Here is a 13,885-nt window from a genome sequence, read left to right as displayed (position 1 = left end):
GCGGCCTCAAGATCGACAGCGAGGCCCTGCGGCTCGCACCGGCGACGGCGACCTATGGATCGCCGGGCTCAAGTGATGAAAAAATACTGCCCATCGGGCGGTGGATTCCGGGCGCCGCCGGCATCGTTCCCGCTGACGATGTTACCGGAGCTGTCCGTCCCGATCCTGGGCGATTGACACCGACTTGCCCGAAGGTAATGTATAGACATATTATCGAGGAACCTTGGTATGCCGCCCATCTACATCGCCTATCTCAATCGCCTCGACATCGAAGAGCTAAAGATCACCGACCAGGAAATCCTCGCGGCGATCGAGACCAGCCTGGCTGCCCAGGGCAGGGGTGACACGGTGATCGAGCCGCGCATGCATCTCGAGCCCGGCGCGGCCAACGGCCATTTCAACGTGCTGCGCGGGGCGATCAAGCCTCCGATCGACCGGGCCGGGGTCAAGATCGTCGGCGACTTCGTCGACAACTATAAGCTCGGCCTGCATTCCGAGCTTGGCATTCTCGCGCTGTTCGATCCGCGCACCGGTGCACCCCAGGCAATCATGGATGCGAGCGGCATCACCGACATGCGCACCGGCGCAGTCACTGCGATCGGCGCCAAATACCTTGCGCGCAAGAACTCCAGGATTCTCGGTCATATCGGCGCCCGCGGCACCGCCTACTGGAACGTGCGGCTGCTCGATCATCTGTTCGACTTCGAGGAAATTCGCGTCCACTCGCGCCGCGAGGAAAGCCGCAACAGCTTTGCGGAGCGGTTGAGCCGTGATCTCGGCAAGAAAGTCGTCGCGACGGAGGACTGGAAAAGCTGCGTCGAGGGCGCCGACATCGTCGTCGAGGCGTCGCGCCTCGACAGGCCGACGCCGATGCTGAAGACCGAATGGATCAAACCGGGCGCCTTCGTCGTGCCCTACGGCACGATGAGCGCGATCGAGCTGTCGCTGACCGACATCATGACGAAGCTGGTCGTCGACGACTGGGGACAGTGCAAGGGCGGCAAGTTCGGCAGCCTTCGTGCCCATGTCGAGGCCGGCAAGCTGTCCGAGACGACGCTCCACGCTGAGCTGGGGCAGATCGTCGCCGGGCTCAAGCCCGGCCGCGAGAACGATTCCGAGACGAATTTGCTCTGGCATCGCGGACTGTCGCTCTCCGACATTGCGCTGGGCCATGCAATGCTGGAGAAAGCCGAACGGATCGGCGTCGGCCAGCGCCTGCGTTTTGCCTGATCCTGCCGTCGAGGCATTCGAACATGCGCCTTGTTGCCAATGCGCGAATGTACGCGGTCAATTCACCGGCAGCCGAAGCCTGGAAAGAGCTGTTCGGCTGGCTGGCGCGCGAGGCCGGCGTCGAGCTTGACGTCATCGCTCATGCGTTTCCGCTGTCACTGTCCGATCTGTGGTCGCGCAACGATCTTGCCTGCGCCTTCATGTGCGGATATCCGTTCATGCTGGCGGCACGCCGGCCACGGCCGGTCGCAGCGCCCGTTCCAGCCGGGGCGCCGGCGCGCGGACGTCCGTTCTACGCGACACGGCTGCTAGTTCGCGCGGATTCGAGGTTCGATACGATCGAGGACACGTTCGGTGGCCGGATCGGATACACGGTCGCGGATTCCCATTCCGGCTACAACGCGCTGCGGCACCATCTGCTGCCGTATTACCAGCAGCGCGGTGCAAGGCTCTATCGGCAGAGCGTCGGTCCGCTGACGACCCCGCGCCGTGTCCTCGATGCGTTGCAGGCGGGCGACATCGATATCGGGCCGCTCGACAGTTACGCGCTGGACCTAATGCTGCGCCACGAGGCTGATCTGTTGTCGAAGATCAGGATCGTCGCGACGACCGATCCTGCGCCGATCCCGTTCCTGGTGGCGGCGCCCGAATGTCCCGATGGCGTTGTGGCCAGATTGCGGGGAGCGCTCGCAACCTTCGGTGAAGCGCCGGCCTGCGCCGATTTGCGGGACCGGCTTTGCCTTGAGGGCTTCGCCCCGGTCGACATTGATGACTATCAGCTGATGCTGCGCTGGGATACCGAGGCGCGCGCGGCCGGTTACGCCGGGCCGGCCTGACGGCGGGTTTCGCGCAGCAGCACAAGATAGCAGGCGCTCGCCGGGGCCGGCACGATCAGGCAGGGAGCGTCGGCTGAGGATGTCAGGATGGCGGCATCGCCGCGCATCAGCGTCACCGCTCCCTGCCGCGCGACCAGGCTGACTTCGCCGGAGGCCGCGACGATCGCAGCGATGTCATGATCGCCGAAGTCGCAATTCGTCGAGGTGCTAACGCGCTGCAGGCGGTGGTCGAACCGGATGCGCCGTGTCATCACGTTGAAATCGACGATCGGACCGGCCAGCAGGCGCGCCGAGGTTGGCGTGTCGCCCGCAAACCGGACCGGCTCGGAGATGTCGTCGAGCACGAGCTCCGGACAATCGCCGATCGTCAACGCCATTCCGCGGCCCCTTGTCACGGCAAGGCTTCGGTCGATGCCAGCGAACTGGGAGAAGGGGCCGTCGGAGGCAAACCGGGCCATGCTGATGCGCCAGTCGAAATCGTCGAGCGAGGCATTGGCGGGCTCGACCGCGATCTCGGTGGTTTCGCCGCCGCCATTCTTCCAAGGCGTCGTACGACAATCGGCGGCCCGGATGATCCTCACGACGTCCTCAGCCAAGGCTCGGAAGGTCGAGATTGTTGGCCCGTGCACAGTCGATCGCGGTCTCGTAGCCGGCGCCGGCATGGCGCATCACGCCGCTTGCGGGATCGTTCCAGAGCACGCGGCGACACGCTGCGCCGCGTCCGCCGTGCCGTCGCAAACGACGCCGAGACCCTTGCGACCAGCAGAGCGCATGCCAGGCCCGATCGGCGACTATCATGATATTGAAGGTCCGTCATTTCTCCATCGCCCGCTTGGCGGGCAGGCCTTTGGCTTGGCAGAAAGCCACGACTTGTCTATACATATTAGACCAAGGCGGGGGCTGTCCAGGCCGCCGACAAGGGAGAGCGGATGTCCGAGCCGCATTTCGAGCAGGCCCTGCTTCCAAGCGGATGGTCGCGCGATGTGCGCGTGTCGACCGTCGGCGACGGCATCTTCGATGCGCCGAGCTATCGCGGGAGCGGAGACCAATTTGGCGTCGGGTCTGATTCCAAGGTGCTGATCGGAGTGGCCGACGAACTGCGACAGCTGAAATATTCGCAGCGCCTGGTGCAGCGCGCGCGCAATGTCATGGCGACGCCACAAGCCACGTCGACTGCGCGTGCGCTGTTTGATGGCGCGCTGGCAGCTGGCGAGCAGGCGCTCGGAGACGGCGGCGGCATCGCGCCCGGCCTTGCGGCAGATATCGTCAGCCTCGATGCCGAGAGCCTGGCGCTGGCCGGCCGGTCTGGCGATGCCATCCTTGATAGCTGGATCCCCGGCAACGCGCGCCGGCTTGTGGACTGTGTCTGGACATCGGGCCGCAAGGTTGTGACAAGGGGCAGGCATCACCAGGCGGAATCGGTCGCGGCCGTCTTCCGCCGGCGGCTTGAGGGCTTGCGGACAGAATGACAACGCTATCGAAACGGGGAGCGTCCGCGGGCGGCACTCTCCATCAACGCATCCGCAACGACATCGAGCGGCGCATTCTGTCTGGCGAGTGGCCACCCGGCTACCGTCTGCCGTTCGAACACGAGCTGATGGACACCTATTCCTGCGCGCGGATGACCGCAAACAAGGTGCTTTCGGCGCTGGCGGCCTCCGGCCTGGTCGAGCGCCGGCGCCGCGCCGGCAGCTTCGTTGCGCGCCCGAAAGTGCATTCCGCGGTGCTGCAGATTCCGGACCTCAAGGCGGAGGTCGAGAATCGTGGCGAGCAATACGGCTACGAACTGCTCGAACGGCAGCAGCGTGGTGCAACGCGCGACGACAGGGGGCGGCTCGAGGTTCACCTCCGCGAACCCATCATCGCGCTGCGCTGCCGTCACGACGCCGCGGGCCAGCCGTTCGCGCTGGAGGACCGGCTGCTCAATCTCAAGGCGGTGCCGGATGCCGCCACGCAGGATTTTTCGCAGGTACCGCCAAGCACCTGGCTGGTCGACCATGTCCCGTGGACCGAAGCCGAGCATCGCATCTCGGCGCGCAATGCCGACGCGGCGGTTGCTGGCGAACTCTCCGTCGAAATCGGGGCAGCCTGCCTTGTCATCGAGCGATGGACCTGGCGCAGCGGCGAGCCGATTACCGCGGTGCGCTTCACGCATCCCGCCGATCTCTACGATCTCGTCGCGCGATTCACGCCGAGCGGTCAGGCCTAGGCTTCCTCATTGCTTCGCCTTGGCGGCATCGACGTAGCGGTTGGTCCACAGATCGTTCTCGGACGCCTTGGCGTCGAATTCCTTGCCGAAATTGGTGCCGACTTCCCTGGCGAAAGTCAGCGCGTTCTGCATGCTCTGGACGTCGATGCTGCCGCCACCGGCGACGCCGTTGCTCATGACCTTCACGGCGGCCGCAATCGCCTGCGGATCCGCCTTGGGGAAGAATTGCTTGTGGATTGCCTCGGCAGTTTCGTCGGTCTTGCTGACCGTCGTGGCGCTAGCCAGCTGGAGGGCCTTGGCCGTCTTCGTGATGAGGTCGGCGGTTGCGGGGCTGATCGGCTTTTTGGCGACGAGCACGAGATAGGGCTGATTGGCAAGCAGCGGAAAGTCGTCGCCGAGCGATACCAGCACGAGGCCGGTGCCCGCCTTCTCGGCCAAGAAGCCTTCCGGCGGCGACAGCAGGAAGGCGTCGATCCGTTTCGCCTCCATCGCGGCCTGAATGGCGGTCGGATTGCCGACCTGTGCGACCTTGAGATCGGCCTTTGGATCGAGCCCGCCCTTGCCGGCGAGCCAGCGTGCCGCAATCTCTTGCACGCCGGCAAGCGCGGTGGCGCCGACCAGGCCGCCTTTGATGGCCGCGATCCGCTTCTCGAGCGGATCGGCCGGCTTCACGCCGGTGCGTTCCGCGAGCGCCTTCGAGACGGTGAGCTGAAGGGTGACCTTCGACATCAGCGAGTAGACGATCTGGAATGGCTGGCCCTTCGCCACGGCGCGCAGCGTCGCGTCGGGGCCGACCGCGGCAAGCTCGATATCGCCGGCATCGAGCGCCGCAAGCGCCGAGGCGTCGCCGCCGGGCAGCGCAACCACGGTGGCGTTGAGCCCCTGCGACTTGAAGGTATCGAGCGCACGCGCCGACCAGATCGGCAGGAAGCTCAAGGTCGGCGCGCCAAGCCCGATCCGCACCGTCTGCTGCGCCGTCGCCGTATCAGGCAACAGCGCCAATGCAGCACCGATGACGGCCAGCCTTGCCAGGTTCATGGTCTTGCGCATCATGGTCTCCCGTATCCTTCAGATGTCGGCGGGGCCGGCGCCCGACAGCGCACGCCAGCGCAGCAGCCTGCGCTCCAGGCGCCCTGCGAGAACGTTGGCGACGGTGACGAATGCAAGCAGAATGACGATGCCCGCAAACACGCCGGCCGGATCATAAGTCGACGACGCCTCGTGGATGAACAGGCCAAGACCCTGCGCCGACGAGGTGAACTCGCCGACGATCACGCCGATCACGCTGTAGGGGATCGCAAGCCGCATGCCGAGCATCACATACGGCGCCGCGGCCGGCAGGAATACGTGATAGGTGAGCTGACGCTGGTTCGCACCCATGATCAGCGTCAGATTGACGAGCTCACGGTCGACGCTGCGCACGCCTGCGAACACATTGTAGAAGACCAGGAAGAACACCATGATTGCGGCGAGCGCGATCTTCGATCCCATCCCGATGCCGAACCAGATGATGAACAATGGCGCGAGCGCGATCTTGGGGATGCCATAGAACGCCATCACATAGGGTTCGAAGATTCGCGCAAGGCGCGGCGACCGGCCGAGCGCATAGCCGCCGACGACCCCGCCGGCCACGCCGATGACGTATCCGAACACGAGCTCCTGGCCGGTCGTCCACAGGTGCGGATAAATCTCGCCGGATGCAAACAGCTCGTACAGCCGTTGGGCGACCGCCGTCGGCTTGCTGACATAGATCTCCTTGATCAGTGGGCCGGATGCCCATTGCCAGAACAGCAGTAGCGCAATCCCCGGCAGCAGTTTCAGCAACCATTGCAGCGGCTTTGCTGCGCTCGCAGCGAGGCTTCGGCGCGCGGTGGCGCCGCCGGCAGGGGCGTCATACGCCGTGTCGGTCATCGGCTTGCCCTTTGTCAATGAACCCGTCCGGTATCGATCTGCGAGCGGAACTCGGTCCAGACCGCGTCGTAGGCGGCCTCGAAGCCTGGATTGCGGAACGGCTCGAACATGTTGCGCGGCCGCGGCAGATCGATCGGGATATTGGCGAGCAGCCGCGACGGCCGCTGGCTCAGCACCACGACATGGTCGGCCAGCAACACGGCCTCGGTGATGTCGTGGGTTACGAAAATCACGGTCGCACCAGCCTCCATCGAGAGGCTCTGCAGATCGCTCTGCATCACCATGCGGGTCTGCGCGTCGAGTGCTCCGAACGGCTCGTCCATCAGAATGATATCCGGGCGATAGACCAGTGTGCGCGCGATCGAGCCGCGCTTCTGCATGCCGCCCGAGAGTTGGCTCGGGAAATGTTGCTCGAAACCGTTGAGCCCGACCGAATTGAGGGCGCTGGCGACGCGCTCGCGCCGTTCGCCGGCTGCGACGCCGCGCAGCAGCAGCGGCAGTTCGACGTTCTCGGCAAGGGTCTTCCAGGGAAACAGCTGGGCCTGCTGCGGCACGAAGCCGACTTCGGTGTTGATCGAGCCGATCTTGCGACCGCGGTGATGCACCGCACCACGGGTCGGGATCAGGAGGCCGGCGGCCATCTGCAACAGCGTGCTCTTGCCGCAACCGCTCGGACCAATCACGGCGACAAATTTGCCGTGCTCCACGTCGAAACTGATGCCGTCGAGCACGCGGACCTTGTTCCGCTGCCCCGGTGACGGAAAGTCCTGTCCGATCCCGTCGAAGACGAGTGCTCGGTCATTCATGCCGACGATCCTCATTCGAACATGTCTATACATAATTGAAGCCGTCCGAATGGGCAAGCCGGGATCGGTGCCGAGATTTTGGTCGCGCCTGCCCAGGCCCGCGGCATGGAGCAGCCCGCCGCCGTGACGGCGATCTGCGGCGCTCATTGCATTTGGTTTTCGTATCGGCGGCTTCGGCCGATCCGTGATTGGTCGCGCTGCTAGCCTTCCGTTGCGGGCGGCGAGACACAGAGCGGTGAAGAAGAGAAACACATGGCCGATGCGTTTTCACAGAAACGATTGTCTCCCGGACCGGATGATCGAGGACGGTCGGAGACGGCAAGGTACAAGCCGTTGGAGTTGGCGCGGCACTGCAGGCGAGAGGCATCGGCGGCTCGGTTTTCTGGTGCTGCGAAATACGATCGACGCCCAAGTGCCGCAGCCAGCTAGAGCAGGAAGATTTCATGTGGTCGACGCGGAGCGCCGCCGCCGGCGGCGTGCTCGGATGATGTGAACGCCCTCCCTTATCGATGAAGGCGGACAATCCGGTCGTTGGCAGAAGTGACGCTAGCCTGGTTTGGGCGACTCACGCTACCAGACCGCTCTCGATTGCCTTCACTGCACGACGAGGACGACATGGTTGCAGCCACTCCCAAAATGCCAGCTGCGGGTTACGGGCTTGAAGTGGATGGCCGACTGAAGGTCGAATTTACAACCGAGGCCGGCGCCAGGGCAGGCGGAGAAGAGCTCAAGAAGCGTTTTCCAAGGCTTCAGGTTAGAATCTATGACGCGGAGACCAAGGCTCGGGAAGAAATCAGGATTCCCTGAACTCGCATCTTCTCGGACTTTGTCCGTGCGCGTGCGGCGTTCGCCGCAGCGGGCTCGCGTGAACGGAGCCGTGCGGCGTCTCGGCCGTCCGGCTTCGATCTCTCGCGCGGCATGATGTGCCGCTCGCCGGAGGCACTCGCTCGCGGGCCCCGCCGGCATTGCATGCCGGCGTCGCTATCGCTGTCCCGCGCTCGGGTGCCTTGTTAACCGGTCTCGCGACCGCAGTCGCCTCGGGGCCCGCGGGCATTGCATGCCCGCGTCGCTATCACTGCCCTCTCGCCGGCTGCCTTCTGTCTCGCCTCCGCAGGCTTCGGCCTGAGACTCCGGGATCGCAGCATTGTCGCACGCGCCAAAAACGCGATCGTTTGGTCCTGAAATGGGTGAACGCCGGGTGTGGCTGCCGATAAATCACTGGATCAGTGAGTGATTTTGTGCATTCTATATTGGAACTGACGTCGCTATAGCGATCCAAAGAAGGACGCGTCGAAAGGGAGGAAGGCATGACCGCGCTTCATGCGTCCAATTCATTCGTGCGGATGGTCGGGGGCGATCTCGTTTCGTCGAAGATCACCAACACGAATGCTATGCGGATCGAGGTTCTGCGTCGGGTTTCCCGGCCAAAGATGGAGTGGCACTTCCGGCAGCCCGAGGTCACGCTGTTCTGGTTTCGACGTGGCGCCGAAAATCTCCAAGGTATGATTGACGGCTGCAATGCCGCCCATCGCTTTAGCGGAAGAGCCAACCTCGCCCTGTTTCCAGCGGGTATGGAGATCCAGGGTCAATGGAGTGTCGGCCCGTCGCTTGACTACGTCGTCGTGTTTCTCGATCCGGAGTTCGTGCATGGCCGCCTTAAGACCGACATCGATCGTCCGCTGGTCGGCTTTGCCCACGAACAGTTGACGAGGGGCCTGGAAGAGCTTCGCCGCGAAGCTTTGGCGCCGGACAATGTGTTTGAGCTCTTCGCCGAGGGATGGGGTGCCCAAGCTTTGGCCCATTTGGCGCGGGTCACCCGGATCGCCGGCGCGGATAAGATCGTGTCGCGTGGCGGCCTGAGCGCGCGGGTTCTGGCGCAACTGGATGAGTACATCAGGGTTCGCCTAGCGGAGCCGATTTCGCTGGAGGATTTGAGTGGCGTTGCCGGGCTGAGCAGGCGCCACTTCCTGCGAGCTTTTCAGGAAAGCACGGGGACGACGCCGCACCGTCACGTGCTCAACTTACGAATAGAAGACGCCAAACAACGGCTGACAGGCACGGACGCAGACCTTACGAGCATTGCCTGTGCATCCGGTTTCAGTCATTCGCAGCACTTTTCCACCAGCTTCCGACGCGCAACCGGAATGACCCCGTCGGCATTTCGCCGTAGCCGGCTGTCCTGACGCACCGGGTCGCTTTGCGGCGCTTTTTGGCAAATGCCGGCCCTCTGACGGAAGTATTGCATCACGTGTCCTTGTAGAGCTCGGGCGTGGCAGCCCATCCGCGAAGGCGGGCGCCGCGGGAGGTGAGCTGAAGGAGGACGCGGATGAAGCGTACAAGCATTTTGGCGGCTGCAATGCTGTTTGCCGCGGGCGCTGCGTCGCAGGTCGCGCTCGCCGCGGATCTGCCTCCCCTGAAGATTGGCCTCATGCTTCCGTACAAGGGGGTCTACGCGGTTCCGAGCGAAGGGATCGATCGAGGCTTCCAGGTCGCTCTCGCCGAATACGGAAACAGCGTCGGAGGCCGACGCGTTGAAGTCGTCCGGGCCGATGACGAATTGACACCGAACGTGGGCGTTCAGCAGTTCAATCGCCTGGTTCAGCTTGAGAAGGTCGACCTGGTCGCGGGTGTGGTCAGTTCGAGCGTCGGCATCGCGGTTTCGGGATTGGCAGATAAGGCGGCAACGCCGTTGGTTCTCGTGAACACTTTCGCGGACGAGATCACGGCCAAATTCTGTAGCCCTTACGTGGCCCGCACCTCGTTCAGCGCCAACGGGTTTCAGTACAATTCGGGCAAATACTGGGCGACCCACGGCATCCGCACTGCCGTGATCATGGGGCCTGACTACTCCGCCGGACATTCCTTCCTCGACGCGTTCAAGCGCGGGTTCCAGGAGGCTGGTGGCAAGGTTGTTCAGGAAATCTGGACGCCGTTCCAGAAAACCAAGGATTGGGGCGCCGCCCTGACCCAGGCGAGTAATTCGGGCGCGCAAATCATCTACTCGTTCTACGCCGGTGCCGAGGCAGTCCAGCTGGTCAAGCAGCATGCCGACTTCGGCTTGCGCGAGAAGCTCCCGCTGGTGGGTGACCACTGGATATACGACCAGCTCAACTGGTCGGCTCTTGGCGATCTGATCGTCGGGCCGGAATTCATCACAACCTACTTGTCGACCGCCAAGACGGAGGCGAACGAAAGGTTCGTCGCGAGATACCGCGAGATGTTCAAGCAGGATCCGGAAGTCAACGCCGAACTCGGCTACGACAACGGAAAAGCCATCATGCTCACCCTGGAGAAGCTGGGCGGCAGGATGCCGGCAGACAAATCGCAGTTCATCGCGACCATGCGAGGTCTTGCCTTCGACTCGCCGCGGGGAAAGGTCCGCTTTAATGCGAGCAATAGCGCGCTGCTCGAGAAAGTCTACGTGGTGAAGATCAAGAAGGATCCGGCAGGAAATCTCCTGCCGACCTATGTGGACGAGTTTGCCGGCGCCGAGGATTTGCCGGGATGCACCAAGTCCTTCTGAACCGGATTCGGTGAAAGCGCTGTCAGATGCAGGTTTTCCTCACGCAGGTGCTGAATGGTCTACAGCTCAGTATGCTGGTGTACCTTCTTGCCGCAGGCCTCACCTTGATTTTCGGTTTGATGAACATCCTGAATCTCGCGCACGGCGCGTTTTTCACGCTGGGGGCCTATTGCGGCGTCGTCGTTGCGAGTGCCACCGGATCGTTCTGGCTCGCGTTGCTGCTGGGGCCGCTGTTGCCGCTGGTGCTGGGTGCTGTGCTCCAGTCGATGCTGCTGCAGCCGCTGGCCGAACGTGGCCGATCCACCCATCTTGATCTCGCGCTGCTTACGTTCGGCCTGCTCTTCGCGACGGCCGGAGCCGTCGAATGGTTGTTCGGATCCGCTTTTCTGGCCGTACCGACGCCGCCAGTGCTGGCAGGTCACGTCAGCCTGCTCGGCATATCCTACCCGGTCTATCGGCTGTTCATTATCGGCGTCGGTCTCGCGGTCGCCGCCGGGTTGACCTTCGTCTTCGACCGGACGCTGCTCGGGGCGACACTGCGCGCCGGCGTCGATGACCGCGCGATGGTGACGGCGCTGGGCGTGAATATCAACGCGCTGTTTGCGGCGGTGTTCGGCCTCGGGGCTGCGCTCGCTGGCCTGGCGGGCGTCATCGCAGCGCCGCTTACGAGCGTCTATTCGCAAATGGGCATCACCATCGTCGTCGAGACGTTTGTCGTGGTGGTGGTTGGCGGACTGGGCAATCTCAGAGGCTCCTTCTATGCGTCGCTGATTGTCGGGATGACGAATGCGATGTCGCAGGCATACCTGCCCGAGGTCGAGATGTTCGCAATCTATGCCCTTCTGATCGGCGTCATGATCATCCGCCCGCAGGGCATGTTCCGCAACGTAGAGCGCGTGGCATGAGCGAGGAGGTCACGATTGCTCGAACGACGGCGCGGGACGATATTTCTCCCGCAGCCCAGGTCCGCCGTGCCACGTTTGTGCTGGCCGCGTCCGCCGTTCTGGGGGCGCTGGCGCTTCCCTGGCTGTCGACCTCCTACGCCACAACGCTGGCGATCGAGATCATGATCGCCGGAATATTTGCTTCAGGAATAAACCTGCTCGTCGGCACGACCGGGCTCGTCTCGCTGGGGCAGGGAATGTTCCTGGGTCTCGGCGGTTACGGCATCGGAATCGGGACGACGGTGTTGGGGCTGCCGCTGTGGCTGTCGGTGCCTGCGACATTGGTCCTGGTTGCGATACTGGCAGCCGCAATCGGCGCCGTCTGCACGCGGACCCGCGGTGTCGAGTTCCTGCTCATTACGCTTGCGTTTTCGCAGATGTTCTACGGTGCCGCGATCAAGCTCCGTTTGACCAACGGTTCGGACGGCATGTCGGGCATCCCGCGGCCTGATCTCGGCTTGCTCGGCCTGAATGCCGATAGCCCCGTGGTCTTCTACTATTACATCCTCCTGGTCACCGTTCTAGCCGTCGCAGCCGTGTGGCGGATCGTCGAGTCGCCGTTCGGCAGCGTCCTGGCCGCGATCCGCGAAAGCGAACGACGCGCGGCAGCCATGGGTTACACGGTGAGCAGCTACAAGGTCGGCGCGTTCGTTGTTGCGGCCGTCACCTGTGCCGTCGCCGGCATCCTTCAGTCTCAATATACTTACTTCATCAATCCGGACTCGATGAGCTGGCAATTGAGCGGCGAGGGGGTCCTGATGGTCATCATCGGCAGCACGACGACCGTGGCTGGTCCGCTGGTCGGCGCGGCCGTCTTCGTCCTGGCGAAGCAGGGACTCAGCGTCCTTACCACCGAGTACATGCTGTTCTTCGGCATTTTCTTCATGCTGGTGGTCGCGTTTTTTCGCGACGGCGTGGTTGAGGCATTCAAATCGGCCGTTCGGAGCAAGCCATGAGCACGCTCGAGGTCAGAAATCTGCACAAGGCGTTTGGCGGGCTCGATGTCATCTCGAACCTCAACCTGACGGTGCCGCCCGGGCAGCGGCGCGCGGTGATCGGGCCGAACGGCGCGGGAAAAACCACCTTCCTCAACTTGATCACCGGTTGGCTGACGCCGACCAGCGGCGCAGTGCTGGTTGACGGACAAGCTGTTGCAACCCATCCGGAGAAGGTGACTCACTCCGGTATTGCGCGCTCGTTCCAGCGCAACATGCTGCTGGAAGATTTGACGGTCGTGGAGAATCTCAGGATCGCCTGCCAGGCCTTTCATCCGTGCCGCCGCATCTTCTGGCGCCCGAAGCGGCAATTCGGCGATCTGTTCGAGCAGGCCCGGCAGGCCGCAGAACGGATGCACCTGACCGACACCCTCGAGGTGCCGGTCACCCATCTTTCATACGGCCAGAAACGGCAGCTGGAAGTGGCGCTGGCGCTGTGCGCGAAGCCGAAGATTCTCTTGATGGACGAACCCGCAGCCGGAACTTCGCCGCAGGAGCGCGCCCGGCTGATCGATCTCATCAACAGACTGCCAAAGGATCTGACGATCCTGCTGGTCGAGCACGACATGGATGTCGTATTCGCGACCTGCGACATCATCACCGTGCTCAGCTATGGCAAGGTGCTGGCCACAGGGACGCGTCGCGACATTCAGGAGGATCCGGCAGTCATTGAGGCTTACCTGGGGCGCCGTCATGCTAGAGGTTGAAGACCTCCACGCCTATTACGGCGACAGTCATGTGGTCCAGGGCGTGTCACTTACCGTCGCCTCGCGCGAATGTGTGGCGCTTCTCGGCCGCAATGGGGCTGGGAAAAGCACGACCCTGAAGGCCATCGTCGGCCTCGTTCCGTCGCGCAAGGGCAAGGTGGTGTTTGGCGATCGCCGGATCGAGCGGTTGCCGACCTATCGGGTTGCGCGGACAGGCATCGCTTATGTTCCGGAAGATCGCGGCATCTTTCCATCGGTGACGGTTGATGAACACCTCGGCATTGCGGTGAAAGCGGCGCGCGGTCGCCGCTCGAGAAAGACCGCGGACTACGTCTACGGGCTCTTTCCGCGGCTCGCCGAGCGGCGCAGCAGTCTCGGCGGCCAGTTGTCTGGCGGCGAGCAACAGATGCTGGCGATCGGACGCGCACTTCTTTGCGGTCCCGACCTTCTCATTCTGGATGAGCCGAGCGAAGGACTGGCGCCGGTGATCGTGGACCATCTGGCTGATGTCCTTGAACTGATCAGGGACGAGGGCACGCCCATTCTGCTGGTCGAGCAGAACTATCAGCTCGCGGTGCGGCTCGCGCACCGGGCCTATGTGCTGAGCCAGGGATGCGTTCAATTCGCCGGAACGATGTCTGCGCTGGATTCCGATGAAGCCGTGCGCCGCACCTATCTGAGCATCTGACAATTCGAGACACTTGCAGAGTTCTGAAGCCAAAAA

The 13,885-nt window shown here is 63.3% G+C and carries 15 protein-coding genes; 11 read left to right on the top strand and 4 right to left on the bottom strand.

Features of this window, described 5'->3' with window-relative positions:
- The first annotated feature begins 228 nt into the window (after positions 1-228).
- Positions 229-1,230, top strand: coding sequence for an ornithine cyclodeaminase family protein (locus tag XH93_RS25910; RefSeq protein ID WP_194469661.1), 1,002 nt, complete (start codon positions 229-231; stop codon positions 1,228-1,230).
- Between the two features lie 23 nt (positions 1,231-1,253).
- The gene (locus XH93_RS25905; RefSeq protein WP_194469660.1) at positions 1,254-2,066 is read left to right on the top strand and encodes a phosphate/phosphite/phosphonate ABC transporter substrate-binding protein; all 813 of its coding nucleotides are present in this window, start codon (positions 1,254-1,256) and stop codon (positions 2,064-2,066) included.
- Here XH93_RS25905 and XH93_RS25900 read toward each other — a convergent pair.
- Positions 2,048-2,647, bottom strand: coding sequence for a HutD family protein (locus XH93_RS25900; RefSeq protein ID WP_194469659.1), 600 nt, complete (start codon positions 2,645-2,647; stop codon positions 2,048-2,050). The two genes, XH93_RS25905 and XH93_RS25900, sit on opposite strands and share 19 nt — an antisense overlap.
- Positions 2,648-2,995: 348 nt before the next feature.
- Here XH93_RS25900 and XH93_RS25895 point away from each other — a divergent pair, with 348 nt between their 5' ends.
- Both XH93_RS25895 and hutC read left to right on the top strand, forming a co-directional pair.
- A complete protein-coding gene (locus tag XH93_RS25895) occupies positions 2,996-3,535 on the top strand; it encodes a hypothetical protein (protein WP_194469658.1) in 540 nt (179 codons plus the stop codon).
- Entirely contained in the window at positions 3,532-4,275 is a 744-nt protein-coding gene (gene hutC, locus XH93_RS25890; protein ID WP_194469657.1) for a histidine utilization repressor, read from the top strand. The genes XH93_RS25895 and hutC overlap by 4 nt, the downstream gene beginning before the upstream one ends.
- Before the next feature lie 6 nt (positions 4,276-4,281).
- Here hutC and XH93_RS25885 read toward each other — a convergent pair whose 3' ends face one another.
- The 3 genes from XH93_RS25885 to XH93_RS25875 are packed head-to-tail and all read right to left on the bottom strand — an operon-like array spanning position 4,282 to position 6,992.
- Positions 4,282-5,325 carry an ABC transporter substrate-binding protein gene (locus tag XH93_RS25885; protein WP_194469656.1) on the bottom strand — a complete coding sequence of 348 codons (1,044 nt, stop codon included), beginning with the start codon at positions 5,323-5,325 and terminating at the stop codon, positions 4,282-4,284.
- Positions 5,326-5,343: 18 nt separating this feature from the next.
- Positions 5,344-6,186 (bottom strand): ABC transporter permease, encoded by an 843-nt coding sequence (locus XH93_RS25880; protein ID WP_194469655.1) that lies wholly within the window; start codon positions 6,184-6,186, stop codon positions 5,344-5,346.
- A gap of 14 nt (positions 6,187-6,200) precedes the next feature.
- Positions 6,201-6,992 (bottom strand): ABC transporter ATP-binding protein, encoded by a 792-nt coding sequence (locus XH93_RS25875; protein WP_194469654.1) that lies wholly within the window; start codon positions 6,990-6,992, stop codon positions 6,201-6,203.
- A 615-nt stretch (positions 6,993-7,607) separates the two neighbouring features.
- Here XH93_RS25875 and XH93_RS25870 point away from each other — a divergent pair.
- The 7 genes from XH93_RS25870 (at position 7,608) to XH93_RS25840 (ending at position 13,849) form a co-directional block, all read left to right on the top strand.
- Positions 7,608-7,799: a hypothetical protein gene (locus XH93_RS25870; protein ID WP_194469653.1), complete on the top strand. Its 192-nt coding sequence runs from the start codon at positions 7,608-7,610 to the stop codon at positions 7,797-7,799.
- A gap of 500 nt (positions 7,800-8,299) precedes the next feature.
- Entirely contained in the window at positions 8,300-9,175 is an 876-nt protein-coding gene (locus XH93_RS25865) for an AraC family transcriptional regulator (protein WP_194469652.1), read from the top strand.
- Between the two features lie 143 nt (positions 9,176-9,318).
- Entirely contained in the window at positions 9,319-10,515 is a 1,197-nt protein-coding gene (locus XH93_RS25860; RefSeq protein WP_246799299.1) for an ABC transporter substrate-binding protein, read from the top strand.
- 26 nt (positions 10,516-10,541) lie between these two features.
- Positions 10,542-11,420, top strand: coding sequence for a branched-chain amino acid ABC transporter permease (locus tag XH93_RS25855; protein ID WP_194469651.1), 879 nt, complete (start codon positions 10,542-10,544; stop codon positions 11,418-11,420).
- Complete coding sequence (locus XH93_RS25850) at positions 11,417-12,415, top strand: branched-chain amino acid ABC transporter permease (RefSeq protein ID WP_194469650.1); 999 nt, start codon at positions 11,417-11,419, stop codon at positions 12,413-12,415. The genes XH93_RS25855 and XH93_RS25850 overlap by 4 nt, the downstream gene beginning before the upstream one ends.
- On the top strand, positions 12,412-13,161 hold the full coding sequence (locus XH93_RS25845; protein ID WP_194469649.1) for an ABC transporter ATP-binding protein: 750 nt from the start codon (positions 12,412-12,414) through the stop codon (positions 13,159-13,161). Before XH93_RS25850 ends, XH93_RS25845 begins: the two co-directional genes overlap by 4 nt.
- The gene (locus XH93_RS25840) at positions 13,148-13,849 is read left to right on the top strand and encodes an ABC transporter ATP-binding protein (RefSeq protein WP_194469648.1); all 702 of its coding nucleotides are present in this window, start codon (positions 13,148-13,150) and stop codon (positions 13,847-13,849) included. Before XH93_RS25845 ends, XH93_RS25840 begins: the two co-directional genes overlap by 14 nt.
- Positions 13,850-13,885: the final 36 nt, after the last annotated feature.

This window comes from Bradyrhizobium sp. CCBAU 51753, assembly GCF_015291565.1.
In the GTDB taxonomy this organism is placed as follows: domain Bacteria; phylum Pseudomonadota; class Alphaproteobacteria; order Rhizobiales; family Xanthobacteraceae; genus Bradyrhizobium; species Bradyrhizobium ivorense.
This window is presented reverse-complemented; position numbering and strand designations above follow the sequence as displayed.

Excerpts from the sequence above, each read along its gene's own strand:
- XH93_RS25910 (WP_194469661.1), top strand. The coding sequence starts at position 229 with ATGCCGCCCATCTACATCGCCTATCTCAATCGCCTCGACATCGAAGAG.
- XH93_RS25905 (WP_194469660.1), top strand. The coding sequence starts at position 1,254 with ATGCGCCTTGTTGCCAATGCGCGAATGTACGCGGTCAATTCACCGGCA.
- XH93_RS25895 (WP_194469658.1), top strand. The coding sequence starts at position 2,996 with ATGTCCGAGCCGCATTTCGAGCAGGCCCTGCTTCCAAGCGGATGGTCG.
- hutC (WP_194469657.1), top strand. The coding sequence starts at position 3,532 with ATGACAACGCTATCGAAACGGGGAGCGTCCGCGGGCGGCACTCTCCAT.
- XH93_RS25885 (WP_194469656.1), bottom strand. The coding sequence starts at position 5,325 with ATGCGCAAGACCATGAACCTGGCAAGGCTGGCCGTCATCGGTGCTGCA.
- XH93_RS25880 (WP_194469655.1), bottom strand. The coding sequence starts at position 6,186 with ATGACCGACACGGCGTATGACGCCCCTGCCGGCGGCGCCACCGCGCGC.
- XH93_RS25875 (WP_194469654.1), bottom strand. The coding sequence starts at position 6,992 with ATGAATGACCGAGCACTCGTCTTCGACGGGATCGGACAGGACTTTCCG.
- XH93_RS25870 (WP_194469653.1), top strand. The coding sequence starts at position 7,608 with ATGGTTGCAGCCACTCCCAAAATGCCAGCTGCGGGTTACGGGCTTGAA.
- XH93_RS25865 (WP_194469652.1), top strand. The coding sequence starts at position 8,300 with ATGACCGCGCTTCATGCGTCCAATTCATTCGTGCGGATGGTCGGGGGC.
- XH93_RS25860 (WP_246799299.1), top strand. The coding sequence starts at position 9,319 with ATGAAGCGTACAAGCATTTTGGCGGCTGCAATGCTGTTTGCCGCGGGC.
- XH93_RS25855 (WP_194469651.1), top strand. The coding sequence starts at position 10,542 with ATGCAGGTTTTCCTCACGCAGGTGCTGAATGGTCTACAGCTCAGTATG.
- XH93_RS25850 (WP_194469650.1), top strand. The coding sequence starts at position 11,417 with ATGAGCGAGGAGGTCACGATTGCTCGAACGACGGCGCGGGACGATATT.
- XH93_RS25845 (WP_194469649.1), top strand. The coding sequence starts at position 12,412 with ATGAGCACGCTCGAGGTCAGAAATCTGCACAAGGCGTTTGGCGGGCTC.
- XH93_RS25840 (WP_194469648.1), top strand. The coding sequence starts at position 13,148 with ATGCTAGAGGTTGAAGACCTCCACGCCTATTACGGCGACAGTCATGTG.